Annotated in this window: 18 protein-coding genes; 13 read left to right on the forward strand and 5 right to left on the reverse strand. The window is 74.4% G+C overall.

Translation table 11 applies throughout. The annotated features are described in order from the left end of the window. Positions 1–9 precede the first annotated feature (9 nt). Both ispG and ACZ5HG_RS07545 read left to right on the forward strand, forming a co-directional pair. Positions 10–1,161 (forward strand): flavodoxin-dependent (E)-4-hydroxy-3-methylbut-2-enyl-diphosphate synthase, encoded by a 1,152-nt coding sequence (gene ispG, locus ACZ5HG_RS07540; RefSeq protein ID WP_464181502.1) that lies wholly within the window; start codon positions 10–12, stop codon positions 1,159–1,161. Continuing rightward, positions 1,158–2,036 (forward strand): GNAT family N-acetyltransferase, encoded by an 879-nt coding sequence (locus ACZ5HG_RS07545; protein WP_464181503.1) that lies wholly within the window; start codon positions 1,158–1,160, stop codon positions 2,034–2,036. The genes ispG and ACZ5HG_RS07545 overlap by 4 nt, the downstream gene beginning before the upstream one ends. Positions 2,037–2,067: 31 nt before the next feature. On the opposite strand, the gene ACZ5HG_RS07550 is transcribed toward ACZ5HG_RS07545, so the two are convergent. Then, positions 2,068–2,961, reverse strand: coding sequence for an Fpg/Nei family DNA glycosylase (locus ACZ5HG_RS07550; RefSeq protein ID WP_464181504.1), 894 nt, complete (start codon positions 2,959–2,961; stop codon positions 2,068–2,070). Positions 2,962–3,089: 128 nt separating this feature from the next. Here ACZ5HG_RS07550 and ACZ5HG_RS07555 point away from each other — a divergent pair, with 128 nt between their 5' ends. Beyond that, positions 3,090–4,901, forward strand: coding sequence for a proline--tRNA ligase (locus tag ACZ5HG_RS07555; protein ID WP_464181506.1), 1,812 nt, complete (start codon positions 3,090–3,092; stop codon positions 4,899–4,901). 205 nt (positions 4,902–5,106) lie between these two features. On the opposite strand, the gene ACZ5HG_RS07560 is transcribed toward ACZ5HG_RS07555, so the two are convergent. Then, a complete protein-coding gene (locus tag ACZ5HG_RS07560) occupies positions 5,107–6,213 on the reverse strand; it encodes a DUF4439 domain-containing protein (RefSeq protein ID WP_464181507.1) in 1,107 nt (368 codons plus the stop codon). A 199-nt stretch (positions 6,214–6,412) separates the two neighbouring features. On the opposite strand from ACZ5HG_RS07560, the gene ACZ5HG_RS07565 reads away from it, so the two are divergent. The 5 genes from ACZ5HG_RS07565 (at position 6,413) to rbfA (ending at position 12,092) form a co-directional block, all read left to right on the forward strand. Then, the gene (locus tag ACZ5HG_RS07565) at positions 6,413–6,979 is read left to right on the forward strand and encodes a ribosome maturation factor RimP (RefSeq protein ID WP_464181508.1); all 567 of its coding nucleotides are present in this window, start codon (positions 6,413–6,415) and stop codon (positions 6,977–6,979) included. A 1-nt stretch (position 6,980) separates the two neighbouring features. Next, the gene (gene nusA / locus ACZ5HG_RS07570; protein WP_464181510.1) at positions 6,981–8,099 is read left to right on the forward strand and encodes a transcription termination factor NusA; all 1,119 of its coding nucleotides are present in this window, start codon (positions 6,981–6,983) and stop codon (positions 8,097–8,099) included. 125 nt (positions 8,100–8,224) lie between these two features. Next, the gene (locus tag ACZ5HG_RS07575) at positions 8,225–8,467 is read left to right on the forward strand and encodes a YlxR family protein (RefSeq protein WP_464181511.1); all 243 of its coding nucleotides are present in this window, start codon (positions 8,225–8,227) and stop codon (positions 8,465–8,467) included. Between the two features lie 169 nt (positions 8,468–8,636). Continuing rightward, entirely contained in the window at positions 8,637–11,504 is a 2,868-nt protein-coding gene (gene infB, locus ACZ5HG_RS07580; RefSeq protein WP_464181512.1) for a translation initiation factor IF-2, read from the forward strand. A gap of 108 nt (positions 11,505–11,612) precedes the next feature. Continuing rightward, a complete protein-coding gene (gene rbfA / locus ACZ5HG_RS07585; protein WP_464181515.1) occupies positions 11,613–12,092 on the forward strand; it encodes a 30S ribosome-binding factor RbfA in 480 nt (159 codons plus the stop codon). A 192-nt stretch (positions 12,093–12,284) separates the two neighbouring features. Here rbfA and ACZ5HG_RS07590 read toward each other — a convergent pair whose 3' ends face one another. Further along, complete coding sequence (locus tag ACZ5HG_RS07590) at positions 12,285–13,817, reverse strand: DHA2 family efflux MFS transporter permease subunit (protein WP_464181516.1); 1,533 nt, start codon at positions 13,815–13,817, stop codon at positions 12,285–12,287. 77 nt (positions 13,818–13,894) lie between these two features. Here ACZ5HG_RS07590 and ACZ5HG_RS07595 point away from each other — a divergent pair, with 77 nt between their 5' ends. Both ACZ5HG_RS07595 and truB read left to right on the forward strand, forming a co-directional pair. Then, positions 13,895–14,488: a TetR/AcrR family transcriptional regulator gene (locus ACZ5HG_RS07595; protein WP_464181519.1), complete on the forward strand. Its 594-nt coding sequence runs from the start codon at positions 13,895–13,897 to the stop codon at positions 14,486–14,488. Continuing rightward, positions 14,485–15,522, forward strand: coding sequence for a tRNA pseudouridine(55) synthase TruB (gene truB / locus ACZ5HG_RS07600; RefSeq protein ID WP_464181521.1), 1,038 nt, complete (start codon positions 14,485–14,487; stop codon positions 15,520–15,522). The genes ACZ5HG_RS07595 and truB overlap by 4 nt, the downstream gene beginning before the upstream one ends. 43 nt (positions 15,523–15,565) lie before the next feature. Here truB and ACZ5HG_RS07605 read toward each other — a convergent pair whose 3' ends face one another. Together ACZ5HG_RS07605 and ACZ5HG_RS07610 are read right to left on the reverse strand one after the other, a co-directional pair. After that, positions 15,566–16,090: an NUDIX domain-containing protein gene (locus tag ACZ5HG_RS07605; protein WP_464181522.1), complete on the reverse strand. Its 525-nt coding sequence runs from the start codon at positions 16,088–16,090 to the stop codon at positions 15,566–15,568. An 11-nt stretch (positions 16,091–16,101) separates the two neighbouring features. Beyond that, the gene (locus tag ACZ5HG_RS07610; RefSeq protein WP_464181524.1) at positions 16,102–16,551 is read right to left on the reverse strand and encodes a YdeI/OmpD-associated family protein; all 450 of its coding nucleotides are present in this window, start codon (positions 16,549–16,551) and stop codon (positions 16,102–16,104) included. A 175-nt stretch (positions 16,552–16,726) separates the two neighbouring features. On the opposite strand from ACZ5HG_RS07610, the gene ACZ5HG_RS07615 reads away from it, so the two are divergent. From ACZ5HG_RS07615 to ACZ5HG_RS07625, 3 genes are all read left to right on the forward strand, one after another. Then, positions 16,727–17,698 (forward strand): bifunctional riboflavin kinase/FAD synthetase, encoded by a 972-nt coding sequence (locus ACZ5HG_RS07615; RefSeq protein ID WP_464181526.1) that lies wholly within the window; start codon positions 16,727–16,729, stop codon positions 17,696–17,698. A 92-nt stretch (positions 17,699–17,790) separates the two neighbouring features. Then, positions 17,791–18,060 carry a 30S ribosomal protein S15 gene (gene rpsO, locus ACZ5HG_RS07620; protein ID WP_179685891.1) on the forward strand — a complete coding sequence of 90 codons (270 nt, stop codon included), beginning with the start codon at positions 17,791–17,793 and terminating at the stop codon, positions 18,058–18,060. Positions 18,061–18,271: 211 nt separating this feature from the next. Next, on the forward strand, positions 18,272–20,500 hold the full coding sequence (locus ACZ5HG_RS07625) for a polyribonucleotide nucleotidyltransferase (protein WP_464181528.1): 2,229 nt from the start codon (positions 18,272–18,274) through the stop codon (positions 20,498–20,500). Position 20,501: the final 1 nt, after the last annotated feature.

Here is a 20,501-nt window from a genome sequence, read left to right on the forward strand (position 1 = left end):
GATGACGCGGTGAGCACCCCGATCGCCCTGGGCATGCCGGAGCCGGCCGCCCCGGTCCTCGCCCCGCGACGCCCCACCCGCCGGATCCGTGTCGGCTCGGTGGACGTCGGCGGCGGCGCGCCGGTGAGCGTGCAGTCGATGACCACCACGCTGACCTCCGACGTCAACGCCACCCTCCAGCAGATCGCCGAGCTGACCGCCGCCGGCTGCGACATCGTGCGGGTGGCCGTGCCGACCCAGGACGACGCCGACGCGCTGGCGGCCATCGCCCGCAAGTCGCAGCTGCCGGTGATCGCCGACATCCACTTCCAGCCGCGCTACGTCTTCGCCGCGATCGACGCGGGCTGCGCCGCCGTGCGGGTCAACCCCGGCAACATCCGCAAGTTCGACGACCAGGTCAAGGAGATCGCCCGCGCGGCCTCCGACGCCGGGGTGTCGCTGCGGATCGGGGTGAACGCCGGCTCGCTCGACCCGCGCCTGCTGGCCAAGCACGGCAAGGCCACCCCGGAGGCGCTGGTCGAGTCCGCCGTCTGGGAGGCCTCGCTGTTCGAGGAGCACGACTTCCACGACTTCAAGATCTCGGTCAAGCACAACGACCCCGTCGTGATGGTCCGTGCCTACGAGCTGCTGTCCGAGCGCGGCGACTGGCCGCTGCACCTCGGCGTCACCGAGGCCGGGCCGGCGTTCCAGGGCACGATCAAGTCCGCCACCGCCTTCGGCGCGCTGCTGAGCCAGGGGATCGGCGACACGATCCGGGTCTCGCTGTCCGCGCCGCCGGTCGAGGAGGTCAAGGTCGGCATCCAGATCCTCCAGTCGCTCAACCTGCGCCCCCGCAAGCTCGAGATCGTGTCCTGCCCGTCCTGCGGGCGCGCGCAGGTGGACGTCTACTCCCTGGCCGAGCGGGTCACCGCCGGCCTGGAGGGGCTGACCGTGCCGCTGCGGGTCGCCGTGATGGGCTGCGTCGTCAACGGTCCCGGCGAGGCGCGCGAGGCCGATCTCGGCGTGGCCTCCGGCAACGGCAAGGGCCAGATCTTCGTGCGCGGCGAGGTGGTCAAGACCGTCCCCGAGCACGCGATCGTCGAGACCCTGATCGACGAGGCCCTGCGGATCGCCGACACCCTGCCCGCCGGCGACGGCGGCCCCGTCGTCACGGTGGGATGAGCCCCGTCCGCACCGGACCCGGCACCGGCCGGGTGCTGGACGACGCCGACGTGGCCGACGCCCTCGCCGTCTGCGCCCTCGACCCGGTCGCCGCCGTGCTCGCCACCGTGCGGCTGCAGCAGGCCGCGCACGTCGGGCTGCGCCGGGTCGGCGGGCAGGCCTGGGGCTACGAGGTGGACGGCGTGCTGCGCGCGATCTGCTGGGCCGGCGCCAACCTCGTGCCGGTGGTCCCCGGCGACGACCCCGCGGTCCGGGCCGGTGCCGTCGACGCCTTCGCCGCCTTCGGGCGGGCCCAGGGCCGGCGCTGCTCCTCGATCGTCGGTGCCGCCGAGGTCGTGCTGCCGGTCTGGGAGCGCCTGGCGCCCACCTGGGGCGGCGTCCGCGACGTCCGCGCCGACCAGCCCTCGATGGTGATCGACCACGAGCCCGCCCTCGCGCCGGACCCCGCCGTGCGCCGATCCCGGCCCGAGGAGTACCCCCTGGTGCTGCCCGCCTGCGTGCGGATGTTCACCGAGGAGGTCGGCTACTCGCCCCTCGGCGGTGCCGGCGGCGCCTACGAGAACCGGGTGCAGGCGCTGATCCGCGACGGCCGGTCCTTCGTGCGCGTCGAGGATCCCGGCCCCGAGGTGGTGTTCAAGGCCGAGCTCGGCGCGGTCGCCGGGGGAGTGGCGCAGGTGCAGGGCGTCTGGGTCACCCCCGCCCGGCGCGGGCAGGGGCTGTCCGAGGGGGGCATGGCCGCCGTGGTCGCCGCCGCCCGCCGCGAGGTCGCCCCGACGGTGTCGCTGTACGCGAACCACTACAACGAGCGGGCGCTGGCGGCGTACCGGGCGGTGGGGTTCCGGCAGGTGGGCACGTACGCGACGGTCTTGTTCTGACGCCCTGCGGGCGTGGCTGCATCGTCGCGGTTCAGCGCAGCAGGCGGGACATCCGGCGGTCGGCGAGCGGCATGCCGCCGGTCTGGCAGGTCGGGCAGTACTGCAGGGACGAGTCCGCGAACGACACCTCGTGCACGGTGTCCCCGCACGGCGTGCTGTCCCACCCCGGGCAGGGCTCGCCGGTGCGGCCGTGCACGCGCATCCCGCGGCGCTTGGCGTCCTTGAGGTCGGCGGCCGGGCGGCCCCGCGACGTCTCCACCGCCTCGGTGAGCACCGCCACCACCGCGGCGTGCAGCCGGGCCACGGCGTCCGCGTCGAAGGAGCGGGTGAGCGCGAACGGGCTGGTGCGGGCGACCAGCAGGATCTCGTCGGAGTAGGCGTTGCCGATCCCGGCGATCGTCCCCTGGTCGCGCAGCAGCCCCTTGATCTGCTGGTTCCTGCTCGCCATCAGCGCCGCGAACCGCTCCACGGTGAAGTCCGGGCCCAGCGGCTCGACACCCAGCGATGACACCTGCGGGACCTCGGCGGGATCGGCGACGACGTAGACGGCCAGGCGCTTGCGGGTGCCCGCCTCGGTGAGGTCGAAGCCGGAGCCGTCGTCCAGCCGTACCCGCAGCGCCAGCGGCGACTTGCCGGGGCGCACCGGGTTCGTCGACAGCGCGTCCGACCAGCGCAGCCAGCCGGCGCGGGCCATGTGGAAGACGAGGTGCAGGGCGGCGTCGCCGGACTCGGGGTGGACGGTGAGGTCGAGCCACTTGCCGTGTCGGCCCGCGCCGACGACCTCGCCGCCCGCAAGGTCGGCCGGGCCGGGTCGGAACGTCTTGAGCGCGCTGATCGCCCCCACCTCGACCGCCGTCACGCGACGGCCGACGGCACGGGTGCGCAGGAACTCCGCCAGCGACTCGACCTCGGGCAGCTCGGGCATGGGGCCATCCTGGCGCACACCACCGCCTGAGGCGCCCGGTGGGCGCGACCGACGGAGGCGCCCGGTGGGCGCGGCCGACCGAGGCGCGACGCGCGGGCGGGGTCCTCGCGGCCACTAGGCTGCGGACCATGCTGCTACGCCTGTCCACGCTGTTCGTCCGCACCCTGCGCGAGGACCCGGCCGACGCCGAGGTCGCGAGCCACAAGCTGCTCGTCCGCGCCGGCTACATCCGCCGCGCCGCCCCCGGCATCTACACCTGGCTGCCGCTGGGCCTGCGGGTGCTGGCGAAGGTGGAGGCGGTCGTCCGCGAGGAGATGGACGCGGCGGGCGCGCAGGAGGTGCACTTCCCGGCGCTGCTGCCGAAGGAGCCCTACGAGGCCACCGGCCGCTGGACCGAGTACGGCCCGAACATCTTCCGCCTGCAGGACCGCCGGGAGAACGACTACCTGCTCGCGCCCACGCACGAGGAGATGTTCACGCTGCTGGTCAAGGACCTGTACTCCTCGTACAAGGACCTGCCGCTGGCGCTCTACCAGGTGCAGACCAAGTACCGCGACGAGGCCCGCCCGCGCGCGGGGCTGATCCGCGGCCGCGAGTTCATCATGAAGGACGCCTACTCCTTCGACCTGGACGACGCCGGCCTGGACGCCTCCTACCAGCGCCAGCGCGACGCCTACGAGCGGATCTTCACCCGCCTCGGCCTGGAGTACGTGATCGTCGCGGCGACCTCCGGCGCCATGGGCGGCTCGCGCTCCGAGGAGTTCCTCACCCCCACCGCGATCGGCGAGGACACCTTCGTCCGCTCGCCCGGCGGGTACGCCGCCAACGTCGAGGCCGTCACCACGGTCGTGCCGGACGCGCTGCCGTTCGCCGACGCGCCGGCCGCGCACGTCGAGGACACCCCCGACACCCCGACGATCGACTCGCTGGTCGCCGTCGCGAACGAGCGCTTCGCCCGCACCGACCGCGCCTGGACCGCAGCCGACACGCTGAAGAACGTCGTGCTGGCCCTGGTGCACCCGAGCGGCGAGCGCGAGCTGCTGGTCGTCGGCCTGCCCGGCGACCGCGAGGTCGACATGAAGCGCCTGGAGGCCGCCGTGGCCCCCGCCGAGGTCGAGACCGCCAACGAAGCCGACTTCGCCGCGCACCCCGAGCTGGTCAAGGGCTACATCGGCCCCGCCGTGCTCGGCCCGAACCTCGACGGGCTGGCCGCCGACGCCGAGGGCCGCACGGGCGTGCGCTACCTGCTCGACCCCCGCGTGGTCGAGGGCACCCGGTGGATCACCGGCGCGAACGTCCACGGCAAGCACGTCTTCGACCTGGTCGCCGGCCGTGACTTCGCCGCCGACGGCACCGTCGAGGCCGCCGAGGTGCGCGCCGGGGACCTCGCCCCCGACGGCTCCGGCCCGCTGGAGCTCGCCCGGGGCATCGAGATCGGCCACATCTTCGCCCTCGGCCGCAAGTACGCGCAGGCCCTCGGCCTGACCGTGCTCGACCAGAACGGCAAGTCCCAGGTCGTCACCATGGGCTCCTACGGCATCGGCGTCACCCGCGTGCTCGCCGCGCTGGCCGAGGCCAACCACGACGACCGCGGCCTCGCCTGGCCGGTCGGCGTCGCCCCCGCCCACGTGCAGATCGTCGCCACCGGCAAGGACGCGACCGTCTTCGAGGCCGCCGAGGAGCTGGCGACCACGCTGGAGCAGCGCGGCATCGAGGTCGTCTACGACGACCGTCCGAAGGTCTCGCCCGGCGTGAAGTTCGCCGACGCCGAGCTGCTGGGCGTGCCGCTCACCGTCGTCGTGGGTCGTGGCCTCGCCGACGGCCTGGTCGAGGTGCGCCCGCGCGTCGTCACCGAGGGCGGCCCGCAGGCCGAGCAGGTGCCGGTGGCCGAGGTCGCCGACCGCGTCACCGCCCTGGTGGCGGACCTGCTCGCCGGCTGACCGCGCGCACCGCGCGCTGGCCGCGCCCGCCCGAGAGCCCCCGTCCGCCCCGCGCGGCCGGGGGCTCTCGCGCGTCTGTGCCCGTGAGCTGAGCGCCGAGGTTGCACGAACGCAGCCTTCAGCGCCCGGGAAGCCTGCATTCGTGCACTCTCGGCGCTGTTCTCAGACGCGCCACGGCCCGCAGGTGGTCGGCGCAGCCCGCGCGTCAGCCCGCGGGGGTCGCGGCGGGGAGCCCGGGCAGCGCGGTCGGGGTCGCGTCCCACGCGAGCGACGCCACGGCGGCCTCGCGCAGCGCGTCCACCACGGCCACCCGGTCCGCGGTCCCGCCGGCGCTGGCGAGCACCGCGTCGCCGTAGACCCCGGTGAGCGTGGTCTCCAGCCCGCCGCAGAACGTGCGGACGGCCGCCACCGAGGACAGGTCGGCGCCGAGGGCGTAGGTCACCCGGCGCGGGTCGTCGGCGGTCCCGGCGACCCCGGCGCGCGCGGCCCAGGCGTCACCCTGCGCGCGGTGCCGGGCGGCGGAGGCGCGGGCGGCCTCACGGTCGGCGTCGGACAGCCGTGCCGCGGCGACCTCGAAGCCGTAGCCGGCCTGGTCCTCGGCGGCGACCAGCGCGAGCAGCGCGGCACGGGAGAGGTCGTCACCGGTGGCACCCGAGCCGTCGGTCGTGGCCGAGGGCGTGGCGCCCGGATCCGCCGCCGAGCCGTCGCCGGAGCCCGAGCCGTCCGCCGAGCCGCCGGTGGTGGTGCCGGAGGCGGGTGCGGTGGTGTCGATCGCCGGTACCTCCACGCCGAGCCCGCCGGCCAGCCGCACCGCGAGCTGCGCGCGGGAGGCGGACACGGCGGCGAGCAGCCGGGCCAGCGCGCCGTCCTGCGCGGCGACCGCACCGGCCCGCGCGTCGGAGGCCGTGCCGGCGAGCAGCGCGAGCACGTCGGCGGGCAGCGCGGCGGGGGAGGTGGTCGCGGTGGCCGAGGGGCTCGCGCCCGGCAGCCCGGAGTCGTACACGCCGCCCAGCGCGGTCACCTGCTCGGTGGCGGTCGCCCCGACCAGCGTCAGCGCGGCGAGCACGGGGTCGACGGTGCCGACCGAGGCGGCGGTCGCGGCGGCCTGGAGCGCCAGCGCGTCGTCCACGGCGTCCCGGCGGACCTGCTCGACCGCGTCGGGCGACGGCTCCGTCGGCTCCGGGGTCTCGCGGCGCAGGTCGCAGCCGGCGAGCGCGACCGTCGCGACCGCCACGAGGAGGGCGGCGACGGTGCGCCGGGACCGGGACGGGCGGGGCTGGGCGGTGGCGGACATCACCGTGGATCCTCCCATGTCGGGCGGGGTCCGGGCCGGACGTCGGGTGCGAGCCGCAGGAGTCAGTACGCTTGCCTCAGCAGCAGGACGGTCCGCCGCCCCGCGCACGCACCACCAGCAGGGCCCGACAACATCACAGCGTCGACGTCCCCGGTGGCGGACGTGCGCCCGGGGACGCCCGGACCGCCCGTCATCGCAGGACCGACAGGAGGACACCATGGCCGCGCCGACGAGTGCGCAGCGCATCCGGGAGAGCATCGAGCCGGTGGTGACCGGGTCGGGTCTCTGGCTGGAGGACGTCGCGCTGGTGCGTGACGGCGGACGCCAGGTGCTCCGCGTGGTGGTCGACGCCACCGAGGACGCCGAGGAGGCCCCGGACCTCGACGCCGTGGCCGAGGTGTCCCGCGCGGTGTCCGCCGCCCTGGACGACCTGGACGGGCTGCCTGACAGCTACACCCTCGAGGTGTCGACCCGCGGCGCCGCCGCCCCGCTGACCGCGCGTCGGCACTACGTGCGCGCCATCGGCCGCCTGGTGACGCTGCGGCTGACCGACGGCGGCACCCTCGCGGGCCGCCTGGTCGAGGTGGAGCCGGCGGGGGAGTCCGCCACGGTGGTGGTCGTCCCCGTGACCCCGGGCGTGAAGGGTCGTCCCGCGAAGATCGGCGACCCGGTGCGCGTGGACCTCGCGGGTGTGCGCGACGGTCAGGTGGAGATCGAGCTGGTGAAGGACATCCCCGGTGCCGACCGCGCCGGGGCGAACGGGCCGACGGGCCAGGAGGACTGACGTGGACATCGACATGCAGGCGCTGCGGCTCATCGAGCGCGAGCGCGACATCAGCCTGGACGTGCTGGTCTCGGCGATCGAGCAGGCGCTCCTGTCCGCCTACCACCGCACGCCGGAGGCCCACCAGGACGCCCGCGTCGAGCTGGACCGCCGGTCCGGCCACGTGACCGTGTGGGCTCGCGAGCGCACCGTGGTCCCGGCCGCGCCGGTGGAGGAGGACCCGGAGGCCGAGGCGACCGCCGTGCCGCCGACCACCGTGGTCACGGGCCCCGAGTTCGACCACACGCCCGCCGGCTTCGGCCGGATCGCCACCGCCACGGCCCGCCAGGTGATCGTGCAGCGGCTGCGCGACGCCGAGGACGACCAGGTGCTCGGGCAGTTCCGCGGCAAGGAGGGCGAGGTCCTCGGCGGCGTGATCCAGCAGGGTCGCGACCCGCGCGTCGTGCTGGTGGACGTCGGCGGCACCGAGGCCGTGCTGCCCGCCCACGAGCAGGTCCCCACCGAGCAGTACGTGCACGGCGAGCGGATCCGCGCCCTCGTGCTGGACGTCTCGCGCGGACCCAAGGGCCCGCAGATCACCCTGTCGCGCACCCACCCCAACCTCGTGCGCAAGCTGTTCGAGCTGGAGGTCCCGGAGGTCGCCGACGGCAGCGTCGAGATCACCGCGCTCGCCCGCGAGGCCGGCCACCGCACCAAGATGGCCGTGCGCTCACGCGTGGCGGGCCTGAACGCCAAGGGTGCCTGCATCGGCCCGCTCGGCTCCCGGGTGCGCGCCGTGATGGCCGAGCTGCACGGCGAGAAGATCGACATCGTCGACCACTCCGACGACCCGGCCGCGATGGTCGCGCACGCGCTGTCCCCGGCGCGGGTGCTGAACGTCACGGTGGTGGACGCCGCCGCCCGGGCCGCCCGCGTGGTGGTGCCGGACTACCAGCTGTCGCTCGCGATCGGCAAGGAGGGCCAGAACGCCCGCCTCGCCGCCAAGCTCACCGGCTGGCGCATCGACATCCGCTCCGACGCGGCCGAGAACGCCCCGGGCGCCGGGTCGGACGACACCGACGACGCCGGTGCGGAGACCGAGGTCACGGGCTCGTCCGAGACCGACGGTCACGGTCGGTGACGTCGCGCGCTAGACTGGACCACGCTGGGCCGGAGGCCCGGCAGTCCTCGCCGAGCAGGCGGAACCCCGATGCCCGCGCAGCGCACGCCGCTGCGGAGGTCGTCGTGGGTCCGGTCCGCACGTGCGTGGGGTGCCGAGCGACCGGCCCGAGGTCGGTCCTGCTGCGCGTGGTCCTCGCGTCGGGGGCCGTGGGGACACCCGCGGTCGTCGTCGACGTGGCTCGCACGCTGCCGGGCCGGGGGGCGTGGCTGCACCCCGAACCTCGCTGCCTCGAGCTCGCCGAACGCCGACGTGCGTTCCCGCGGGCCCTGCGTCACGCAGGGCCGCTGGACACGTCCGCGGTGCAGGCGCACCTCGCAGGTCGCTGAGGGGGACCAGGCCGCCGGGCCACATCACCCGGTGGCGAACCGTCGATCAGGGAAAGCGGGTTGGAAGCCGATGGCTACCCGATGAGCACGCACCGATGAGTACCCAGCGATGAGTACCCAGCACTAACGACGGTCCGCACCTGTCCGGGCGGACCGAGACAGGAGAGATGTGGCCAAGGTCCGCGTCTACGAGCTCGCCAAGGAGCTCGGAGTCGACAGCAAGACCCTCATGACCAAGCTGAACGACCTCGGTGAGTTCGTTCGCTCGGCGTCCTCGACGATCGAGCCGCCGGTGGTCCGCAAGCTGCGGGACACCTACCCGGCGGCCGGTGGCGGCAGCAAGCCCGCCGCCCGTCCGGCGCCGGCGAAGCCCGCCGCGCCCGTGCAGCAGGCGGCCCCGGCCGCTCCGGCGGCGACCCCCGCGGCGGCTCCGGCCACCCCGGCGCAGGCCGCTCCCGCCGCCCCCGCGGCGTCCGCCCCGGCCGCGTCCGCCCCGGCGGCTCCGGCCGCCTCCGCGGCGCCCGCCGCCCGTCCGGCCCCGGCCCGTCCGGCGGCTCCCGCCCCGGCAGCCCCGGCCCGTCCGGCCGCCCCGGCGCGCTCCGAGGGTGGCGAGGGCTCGCGCACCTCGGCGCCGCGCCCCGGCGCCCCGCGCCCCGGCAACAACCCGTTCGCGTCCTCCCAGGGCATGCCCCGCTCCGGCGCTCCGCGCCCGGGTGGTCCGCGCCCCGGCGGCCCGCGTCCGGGCAACAACCCCTTCGCGTCCTCACAGGGCATGCCCCGTCCGGGCGAGCGTCGCTCCGACGCCCCCGCGGCGCAGGCCGGTGCCGGCGCCCCCGCGGGCGAGCGTCCCGGCGGCCCGCGTCCCGCGGCGCCGCGTCCGGGTGGTCCGCGCCCGAACCCGGGCATGATGCCCGGCCGCTCGGCCAGCGGTGTCGGTCGTCCGGGCGAGCGCCCGGCCCGTCCCGGTGGTGGCGGTCGTCCCGGCGGCGGTGGCGGCTACGGCGGTGGCGCCGGTCGTCCCGGCGGTGCCGGTGGCGGCGGTGGCTACGCCGGTCGTCCCGGTGGCGGCGGTGGCCGTCCCGGTGCCGGTGGTCGTGGTTCCACCCAGGGTGCGTTCGGTCGCGCCGGGGGCCGTCCGGTCCGCGGTCGCAAGTCGAAGCGGGCGAAGCGCCAGGAGTTCGAGCAGATGCAGGCGCCGTCGCTCGGCGGCGTGCAGGTCCCGCGCGGCAACGGCAAGACCGTCGTCCGCCTGCGTCACGGCTCCTCGCTGAACGACTTCGCGGACAAGATCGACGCGAACCCGGCCTCGCTGGTCACCGTGCTGTTCCACCTCGGTGAGATGGCCACGGCGACCCAGTCGCTGGACGAGGACACCTTCGGCACCCTGGCGGCGGAGCTCGGCTACGTCGTCGAGATGGTGTCGGCGGAGGAGGAGGACCGCGAGCTGCTCGGGTCCTTCGACATCGACCTCGACGCCGAGCTGGAGGGCGAGTCCGACGAGGACCTGGCCCCCCGGCCGCCGGTCGTCACCGTCATGGGTCACGTCGACCACGGAAAGACCAAGCTGCTCGACGCGATCCGCCAGACGGACGTCGTCGCGGGCGAGGCCGGCGGCATCACCCAGCACATCGGTGCGTACCAGGTGCGTGCCGAGCACGAGGGCGTCGACCGGGCGATCACGTTCATCGACACCCCGGGTCACGAGGCGTTCACCGCCATGCGTGCCCGCGGTGCGCAGGTCACCGACATCGCGATCCTCGTGGTCGCGGCGGACGACGGCGTGATGCCCCAGACGATCGAGGCGCTGAACCACGCCCAGGCGGCCGGCGTGCCGATCGTGGTCGCGGTCAACAAGGTGGACAAGGAGGGGGCCAACCCCGCCAAGATCCGCCAGCAGCTCACCGAGTACAACCTGGTGGCCGAGGAGTACGGCGGCGACACGATGTTCGTCGATGTCTCCGCGAAGCAGAAGATGGGCATCGACGACCTCCTCGAGGCCGTGCTGCTCACCGCGGACGCCTCGCTCGACCTGCGGGCCAACCCGGACAAGGACGCGCGCGGTGTCGCCATCGAGGCGAACCTCGACAAGGGCCGCGGCGCCGTCGCGACCGTCCTGGTCCAGTCCGGCACCCTGCACGTCGGTGACGCGATCGTCGCCGGCACGGCCCACGGCCGTGTCCGCGCGATGTTCGACGAGCACGGCAACAACGTCACCGAGGCGGGCCCGGCCCGTCCGGTCCTGGTGCTCGGCCTGGCGTCGGTGCCGAGCGCCGGTGACACCTTCCTGGTGGCGCCGGACGAGCGCACCGCCCGTCAGATCGCCGAGAAGCGCGAGGCCGCCGAGCGTGCCGCCCTGCTGGCCAAGCGTCGCAAGCGCATCAGCCTGGAGGACTTCACCAAGGCTCTCGAGCAGGGCAAGGTCGAGACCCTCAACCTCGTCATCAAGGGTGACGTCTCCGGTGCCGTCGAGGCCCTGGAGGACGCGCTGCTCAAGATCGACGTGGGCGAGGAGGTCGAGCTGCGGGTCATCCACCGCGGCGTCGGCGCGATCACCCAGAACGACGTGAACCTGGCCACGGTCGACAACGCCGTGATCATCGGCTTCAACGTCAAGTTCGGCGAGCGGGTCGAGGAGCTGGCGGACCGCGAGGGCGTCGAGGTCAAGTTCTACTCGGTCATCTACGCGGCGATCGACGACGTCGAGGCGGCCCTCAAGGGCATGCTCAAGCCGGAGTACGAGGAGGTGCAGCTCGGCACCGCCGAGGTGCGCGAGGTGTTCCGCTCCTCCAAGTTCGGCAACATCGCCGGTTCGCTGGTCCGCTCCGGCGAGATCCGCCGCAACACCAAGGCGCGCGTCCTGCGGAACGGGGCGGTGATCGGGGACAACCTGACCATCGAGTCGCTCAAGCGGTTCAAGGACGACGCCACGGAGGTCCGCGAGGGCTTCGAGTGCGGTATCGGCCTCGGGTCGTACAACGACATCCAGGAGGGCGACGTCATCGAGACCTGGGAGATGCGCGAGAAGCCGCGCTCCTGACGCCTCGACAGGTACGAGACCGCGGGTCTGCGACACCGGTGCACGCGCACCGGGTCCAGGCCCGCGGTCGTCCGCCCGCAGCAGCGGGCACGTGAAGGAGGACCGCACATGGTCGACCACCCGCGGGCGCGCAAGCTCGCCGACCGCATCCAGCAGATCGTCGCGCAGATGCTCGACACCCGGATCAAGGACCCGCGCCTGGGCTTCGTGACCGTCACCGACGTGCGCGTGACCGGCGATCTCCAGCACGCCAGCGTGTTCTACACCGTGCTCGGCGACGCCGAGGCCCGGGAGGGGACCGCCAAGGCGCTGGAGAGCGCCAAGGGGCTCATCCGCTCCGAGGTCGGCAAGCAGACCGGCGTGCGCCTGACCCCGACGCTCGAGTTCCACCTCGACGCCGTGCCGGAGACCGCCGCGCACCTGGACGCCGCGCTGCTCGAGGCCGCCCGTCGGGACGCCGAGGTGTCCCGCCTGGCCGAGCACGCCGCGTTCGCGGGGGAGGCGGACCCGTACCGTCGCCCCGCCGACGAGGAGGACGAGGACGACGCGCCGGAGGACGACGCGTCCGAGGACAGCTCGGCGCGCTGATCCCGCGCACGCACGCACAGAAGGGCCGGACCCCCACGGGGCCCGGCCCTTCTGCACACCCCCAGCCCTGCCCCCTCCCGCAGCCTTCCTCCCGACGAGGTCGGTGGTTCGTGCACGACACGCCTGGGCGACACGCCGTGCGGAGCGCAGAACCACCGACCTCGCGGGGTGTGGGGTGGGAGGAGCGGGGGATCAGAGCGGGAGCGGGTGCGCGTGCTCGGGGTGCGTGCTCGGGTCTCCGGTCCCTGCACCCGTGACTGCACCCGTGCTCGGACCCGTGCCCGTGCTCGAACCCGCACCTGCACCCACGCCCGCCTCCGCCCCCTCCGCGGGCACGGCGCGGCCGGTGCTGCGGGGCATGGCGAGCGACACCAGCGCGGCGGCGGCGATCACGGCGGCCCCGAGCAGCACGGCGGGGCGCAGCCCGTCGGCGAAGGCTGTCGGGGTGAGGTCGCCCCCGGCGGCCTGGAACGCGGCGGTCAGCACGGCGACGCCCAGCGCGACGCCGATCTCGCGCAGCGTGGAGTTGGTGGAGGAGGCGGTGCCGTGGTCCTCGGCGGGCACGTCGGCCAGCACGGCGGTGGCGCTGGGCGCGAAGGTCAGGCCCATGCCGACGCCGGCGAGCAGCAGCCCGGGCACCAGCGAGACGTAGGACGCGTCGGCGCCGGCGACCAGCGCCAGCCACACCAGGCAGCCGGACTGCGCGACCAGGCCGGCGGTGAGCAGCGGTCGCACGCCGACCCGGGCGGTGAGCAGCCCGGCGATCGGCGCCACGACCATCGGCGCGGCGGTCCACGGCAGGGTGCGCAGCCCGGCCTGGAACGGCGAGTGCCCCTGGACGACCTGGAGGTACTGGGCGAGCAGGAACACCGCGCCGAAGATCCCGAGCGAGAACGCGGCACCGGTGAGGTTGGCGACGCTGAACGAGCGGGCGCGGAACAGCCGCAGCGGCACCAGGGCGTGCGGGGTGCGGGCCTCGTGCCGGACGAACAGCACCAGGGCGAGCGCTCCGGCGAGGATCGGGCCGAGCACCGTCGCGGACGTCCAGCCGTCGTCGTTGCCGTGCACGACGCCCCAGACCACGGCGAGCACGCCGAGCCCGGCGAGCAGCAGGCCGATCAGGTCGAGGCGCTGCACCCGGCCGCGGGACTCGGGCAGCGCACGCAGCACCAGCGGCACGGCGACCAGCGCCACCGGCACGTTGATCCAGAACATCGCCTGCCAGGAGATCCCGTCCACGACGGCGCCGCCGACCACCGGGCCGAGCGCGACGCCGAGGCCGGAGATCCCGCCCCAGAGGCCGATCGCCATCGCGCGCCGGGCGACCGGGACCGCGGAGGCGAGCAGGGTGAGCGACAGCGGCATGATCGCGGCGGCGCCGACGCCCTGGACGGCGCGGGCGGCGATCAGCGTGGCGGGGCTGTCGGCGAGCGCAGCCCCGATCGACGCGAGGGTGAACAGCGTGATCCCGCCGAGGAAGGTCCGACGGCGTCCCCAGCGGTCGCCGAGGGTGGCGGCCGCGATCATCAGCGCGGCGAAGGAGAGCGTGTACGCGTTGACCACCCATTGCAGGTCGGTCAGCGAGGCGGCGAGCTCGGTGCGCAGCACGGGCAGCGCGGAGGTGACGACGAGGTTGTCCAGGGTCGCCATGAACATGGGCAGCGAGGCGGCGAGCAGGGCGATCCCGACGGGGACCGCGCGGCGCTCGGCGAGGGGGTGCGACATCGGTGGCTCCCGCGGAGTAGTTGGCATCGACTGATAACAAGCCCTGACGCTAGTTATCGACTGATAACATGTCAACCATGACGACGACACGGATGTCGGGGGAGCAGCGCCGCGAGCAGATCCTCGCCGCCGCCCTCACCGCCTTCGCCGAGGGGGGCTACGCCGGCACGAGCACCGATCAGGTCGCCCGTGCCGCCGGCGTCTCCCAGCCCTACGTGGTGCGGCTGTTCGGCTCCAAGCAGCAGCTCTTCCTCGAGCTGTACCGCGGGGTGGCCGAGCGGATCGTGCACACGCTGCGTGACGCCGTGGCCGCGCTGGCCACCGGCGAGCAGTCCGTGGCGAGCGCCGGAGCGGCGTACGTGGAGCTGATGGGCGACCGCACGCTGCTGCGGGTGCTCATGCACGGCTTCGTCGCCGGGGGAGACCCGGAGATCGGCCGGATCGCCCGCACCGCGCTCGGCGAGGTGTTCGCGGTGGTCCGCGCGGGGATGCCCGGTGACGACCCCGAGGCGCAGGAGGACGCCGCCCGCGACTTCGTGGCCGTCGGCATGCTGATCAACGTGCTGCTCGCGGTGGACGCCCCCGAGCACCGCGGCGAGGACCCCGGGCTCGACGCCCTGCTGCGCTGCGTGCTCGGGCACGACGCCGAGCACGAGAAGATCGAGGCATGAGCGAGAGCACCACCCCCGCCGAGCCCCCGACCCCCGGGGCCCCGGCGCTGTCCAAGCGCGAGCGCGCCCGCGAGCGGGAGCGCCGCCGCGCCGCCCGGGCGCAGCAGCCGCGCCGCCCCACCGCCCCGGACGGGCTGCTCGTGGTGGACAAGCCGCAGGGCTGGACCAGCCACGACGTCGTCGCACGCCTGCGCCACCTGGCCGGCACCCGCAAGGTCGGGCACGCGGGCACCCTCGACCCGATGGCCACCGGCGTGCTGGTGATCGGCGTCGGGCGGGCCACCCGGCTGCTCACCTACGTGGTCGGCGCGGACAAGGAGTACACCGCGACGATCCGGCTGGGCGTGGTCACGAGCACCGACGACGCCGAGGGCGAGGTGCGCACCCGCACCGCCGCCGATGCGGTGACCCGCGAGGCGCTGGACGCCGGGATCGCGGCGCTGACCGGCCCGATCCAGCAGGTCCCCAGCTCGGTCAGCGCGATCAAGGTGGACGGTCAGCGCGCGTACGCCCTGGCGCGGGCCGGCGAGGAGGTCGAGCTGGCGGCACGTCCGGTGACGATCGGCCGGTTCGACGTGCACGACGTCCGTGCGGTGCCGGACGCCGACGGGTCGGGCGTCCCCGCGCTGGACGTCGACGTGACGGTGGTCTGCTCCTCGGGCACGTACATCCGTGCGCTGGCTCGCGATCTCGGCGCCGGCCTCGGCGTCGGCGGGCACCTGACCGCGCTGCGGCGCACCCGGGTCGGCGGCTACCCGGTGGACACCGCCCGCACCGTCGAGACGCTGGACGCCTGGCCCGCCGACATGCCGCTGGACACGCTGCCGCTCGCCGACGCCGCCCGCGCGACCTTCCCGGTGCGCGACCTGACCGAGCCGGAGGCGACCGCGCTGTCCCACGGGCAGCGGATCCCGGCCGGGGGGCTCGGCGCCGGGGTGACGGTCGCCGCGATCGGCCCGGACGGCACGCTGGTCGCGCTGCTGGAGGACAAGGGGCCGCAGGCGCGCCCGGTGCTGGTGTTCGGCGCGGCCTGAGCCGCGTGCTCGGCGCGGTCGAGACCGTCGATCGGGCCGCCGCTCAGACGTCGAGCAGGAATCGCGCCAGCGCGGTGAGCGACATCCCGTCGAGCACCCCGCCGCCGCGGACCAGCGCCCGCACCTCGTCCAGCGGCACCCAGGCCACCCGCTCGGACTCCGAGGGGTCGACCGGGTCCCCGGTGTGCGCGGCGCCGTCGGCGACGAACGCGTGGAACGCCTGGTCGGACAGCCCGTTGGACGGGTGCCAGGTGGCCAGGTGTCGCAGAGGCCCGGGCCGCCAGCCGGTCTCCTCCCAGGCCTCGCGCGCCGCTGCCTCCGCGGGGTCCTCGCCGGCCTCGATGCTGCCCGCCGGCACCTCCCAGCCCCAGGTGTCGGTGATGAACCGGTGCCGGTGCAGCAGCAGCACGCCGCGCTCCGGGTCGTGCACCACCGTGCCGGCGGCGGGCGGCACCCGCACCACGTGGTGGTCGATCCGGCCGTGACCGGGGACCTCCACGTCCACCTGGGTCAGCCGCACCCACGGGCTGTCGTAGATCGTTCGTTCTCCGAAGGTCTGCCAGCGCATGGTGCTCGACGCTACCCCTGTCCCGTGGCCCCGAGCGCCTCCAGCACGGCGGCGAGCCGGCGGGTGCGGGTGGCGTCGGTCTTGGCGCCCGTCACGGCGGCGACGTGCGCCTTCTGCTTCGACGCCGACAGGGCGGCCCACGTCTCGCCCGCACCGGCGTCGGCCAGCGCGGCGGCCAGGTCCTCCGGCCCCTCGACGGTGCGCGGGGCGTCGTCCGGCACCAGCTCGACGGTGATCTCGTCACCCGCCGCGATCCCGGCGGCGGCGCGGTCGGCCGAGGACACGGCCACCCAGTACGACCCGCGGTACGGCGCGATCGAGGTGCGCCAGGAGTTCGCGCCGATCGTCGCGACCACCGGCACCCGCTTGCCGCGGTCCAGGCTCAGCACCACGTCCTGAGGCACCTCGATGCCCGTGGTGGTGCCCCCGGTGGCGGCGAGGGTGGTGCGCAGGCTGACCACGGGATCCTCCGAGGGGTCGCAGGTGGTGCGGGTGGCCGCAGCGTAGACCCGCGCCGGGCGGTCGGCCCGTGGACCCGTGCGCGGAGCGACCCGTGCGGCGTGGCAGGCTTGTCCCCGCGCACCGGCCGGTGCGCATCGAGCGTGCGCCGGGAGGCGCCGACCGACGGGAGCAGTCGTGCAGCGCTGGACGGATCTCGCGCAGGTCCCGCGGGACCTCGGACCGTCGGTGGTGACGATCGGCAGCTTCGACGGGGTGCACCGCGGTCACGCCGGGGTGCTGGCGCGGATGGTCGCCGACGCCCGTGCCGCCGGTGCCGCCGCCGTCGCGGTGACGTTCACGCCGCACCCGGCGCAGGTGCACCGGCCCGAGGTCGCGCCGCCGCTGCTGACCGGCGACGCGGACCGCCTGGAGCTGCTGGCGCGGACCGGCCTCGACGGGGTGCTGCTGGTCACCTACACGCTGGAGTTCGCCCGGCAGACCCCCGAGGAGTTCGTCCGCCGCTACCTGGTCGAGGGGCTGCACGCCCGCACGGTCGTGGTCGGTCGGGACGTGCGTTTCGGTCTCGACAACGCCGGCGACCTCGCGACGATGATCGCGCTGGGGGAGCGGTACGGCTTCGACGTCGAGGTGATCGAGGACGTGGCCGGCGAGGAGCCCGGGGGCGACGCCCCGACGCACCGGCGCTGGTCCTCGACCTGGGTGCGCGAGGCGCTGTCCGCCGGTGACGTGCGGCAGGCCGCGCACGTGCTCGGCCGCCCGCACCGGATGCGCGGCGAGGTCGTCCACGGGGACGCCCGGGGTCGCGAGCTGGGCTTCCCGACCGCCAACCTGTCGCCCGAGGCCACCGGCATGGTGCCCGCCGACGGCGTGTACGCCGGGTGGCTGCGCCGCACCGCCTGCCCGGCGGACGCCCCGGACGCCGTGCTGCCCGCCGCGATCAGCGTCGGCACCAACCCGACGTTCGAGGGATCGCAGCGCCGGGTGGAGGCCTACGTGCTCGATCGCACCGACCTGGACCTCTACGGCGAGGAGGTCGTGCTCGAGTTCGTCGAGCTGCTGCGCCCCACGCTGCGCTTCGACTCGGTGGAGGCGCTGGTCGAGCGGATGCACGCGGACGTCGACGGCGTGCGCCACGTGCTGGCCTGATAGCATCGTCTCGCCGTCAGAACGGCCACGGAACGAGAGCGCCCGGGTGGACCAGCCCCGGAGCACCGTGCAACGAGACAACCGGGAGAGTCGTGCCCCTCGACAGCGCCACCAAGCAGTCCATCATGACCGAGTACGCCACCCACGAGGGTGACACCGGTTCCCCCGAGGTCCAGATCGCGATGCTCACGCAGCGCATCAAGGACCTCACCGAGCACCTGAAGACGCACAAGCACGACCACCACAGCCGCCGTGGGCTGCTGCTGCTCGTCGGCCAGCGTCGTCGTCTGCTCGGCTACCTGCAGAAGGTCGACATCAACCGCTACCGCAGCCTCATCGAGCGCCTCGGCCTGCGTCGTTGACACCCCGGGACCAGCCCGGACCCGCCTGAGGGTCCGGGCTGGTCCCGCGTCGGGGCCCCTCGGGAGAGGCGCACCGGCAACCCGTCCCACACCGCGCCGGCCGATGCGTCCGGTCCTCGGTAGTGGCGCCCGGAACGCCTGAGCGGTCCGGGCACCACGGTCGAAGACCGCCGTGAGCCGGTCGGCGCCTTCGAAGAGAAGGAGGGCACCCGTGGAGGGTCCCGAGATCCAGTTCGCCGAGGCCGTGATCGACAACGGTCGCTTCGGCACCCGCACCGTCCGCTTCGAGACCGGCCGTCTGGCCAAGCAGGCCGCCGGCTCCGCCATGGCCTACCTCGACGGCGAGACCGCCCTGCTGTCCGCGACCACCGCGGGCAAGCACCCCAAGGACCAGTTCGACTTCTTCCCGCTGACGGTGGACGTCGAGGAGCGGCAGTACGCCGCCGGCAAGATCCCCGGCTCGTTCTTCCGTCGCGAGGGCCGCCCCTCGACGGACGCGATCCTGGCCTGCCGCCTGATCGACCGCCCGCTGCGCCCGCTGTTCGTCAAGGGCCTGCGCAACGAGGTCCAGGTCGTCGTCACCGTGCTGGCGATCCACCCGGACGACGCCTACGACGTGCTGGCGATCAACGCCGCGTCGATCTCCACCCAGATCTCCGGCCTGCCGTTCTCCGGCCCGGTCGGCGCCGTGCGCATCGCGCTGATCGACGGCCAGTGGGTCGCCTTCCCGCGGTACACCGAGCGTGAGCGCGCCACCTTCGAGATCGTCGTGGCCGGCCGCGTCGTCGAGGGCGGCGACGTCGCCATCGCGATGATCGAGGCCGAGGCGCCGGAGAAGTCCTGGAACCTCATCAAGGACGAGGGCGGCGTCGCCCCGACCGAGGCCGTCGTGGCCGAGGGCCTCGAGGCGTCCAAGCCGTTCATCAAGGCCCTGGTCGAGGCGCAGCAGGCGCTCGCCGCGCAGGCGTCCAAGGAGACCCGCGAGTTCCCGACCTTCCCGGACTACCAGCCCGACGCGTACGCCGCGGTCGAGGGTGCCGGCGAGGCCAAGATCCGCGAGGCGATGACCATCGCCGACAAGCAGACCCGCGAGAACCGCCTGGACGAGGTCAAGGCCGAGGTCCTGGCCGAGCTCGGCGCCTCCTTCGAGGGTCGCGAGAAGGAGCTGTCCGCCGCGGTCCGCTCGGTGACCAAGAAGGTCATCCGCCAGCGCATCCTCACCGACGGCTTCCGCATCGACGGCCGTGGCCTGCGGGACATCCGCACCCTGTCCGCCGAGGTCGAGGTGCTGCCCCGCGTGCACGGCTCGGCGCTGTTCGAGCGCGGCGAGACCCAGATCATGGGTGTCACCACGCTGAACATGCTCCGCATGGAGCAGCAGCTCGACACGCTGTCGCCCGAGACGCGCAAGCGCTACATGCACAACTACAACTTCCCGCCGTACTCCACCGGTGAGACCGGCCGCGTCGGCTCGCCGAAGCGTCGCGAGATCGGCCACGGCGCGCTCGCCGAGCGGGCGCTCATGCCGGTGCTGCCGAGCCGCGAGGAGTTCCCCTACGCGATCCGTCAGGTCTCCGAGGCGCTGGGCTCCAACGGCTCGACCTCGATGGGCTCCGTCTGCGCCTCGACCCTGTCGCTGCTGAACGCCGGTGTGCCGCTGCGCGCCCCGGTCGCCGGCATCGCCATGGGCCTGGTGTCCGACACGGTGGACGGCGTCACCAAGTACGCCGCCCTCACCGACATCCTCGGTGCCGAGGACGCCTTCGGCGACATGGACTTCAAGGTCGCCGGCACCCGTGAGTTCGTCACGGCCATCCAGCTCGACACCAAGCTCGACGGCATCCCCGCCTCCGTGCTGGCCGACGCGCTGACCCAGGCCAAGGAGGCTCGCCTGGCGATCCTCGACGTGCTCAACGAGGCGATCGACGTCCCGGACGAGATGTCCCCGAACGCCCCGCGCGTCATCTCCGTGAAGGTGCCGGTCGACAAGATCGGCGAGGTCATCGGCCCGAAGGGCAAGATGATCAACCAGATCCAGGAGGAGACCGGCGCCGACATCTCGATCGAGGACGACGGCACGGTCTACATCGGCGCCACCGACGGTCCGTCGGCGGAGGCCGCGCGGGCGGCGATCAACGCGATCGCCAACCCGCACATGCCGGAGATCGGCGAGCGCTTCGTCGGCACCGTCGTCAAGACGACCACCTTCGGCGCCTTCGTGTCGCTCTCCCCGGGCAAGGACGGCCTGCTGCACATCTCGCAGATCCGTCGCCTGGTCGGCGGCAAGCGCGTCGAGAAGGTCGAGGACGTCCTCGGCGTGGGCCAGAAGGTCCAGGTCGAGATCGGCGAGATCGACCCGCGCGGCAAGCTGTCGCTGCACGCCGTGGTCGACGAGGCCGCCGAGGGCGAGGCTGCCGCCGAGCAGCCGGCCGACGCCTGAC

The sequence above is a fragment of the Cellulomonas sp. GTC20042 genome (assembly GCF_055389595.1).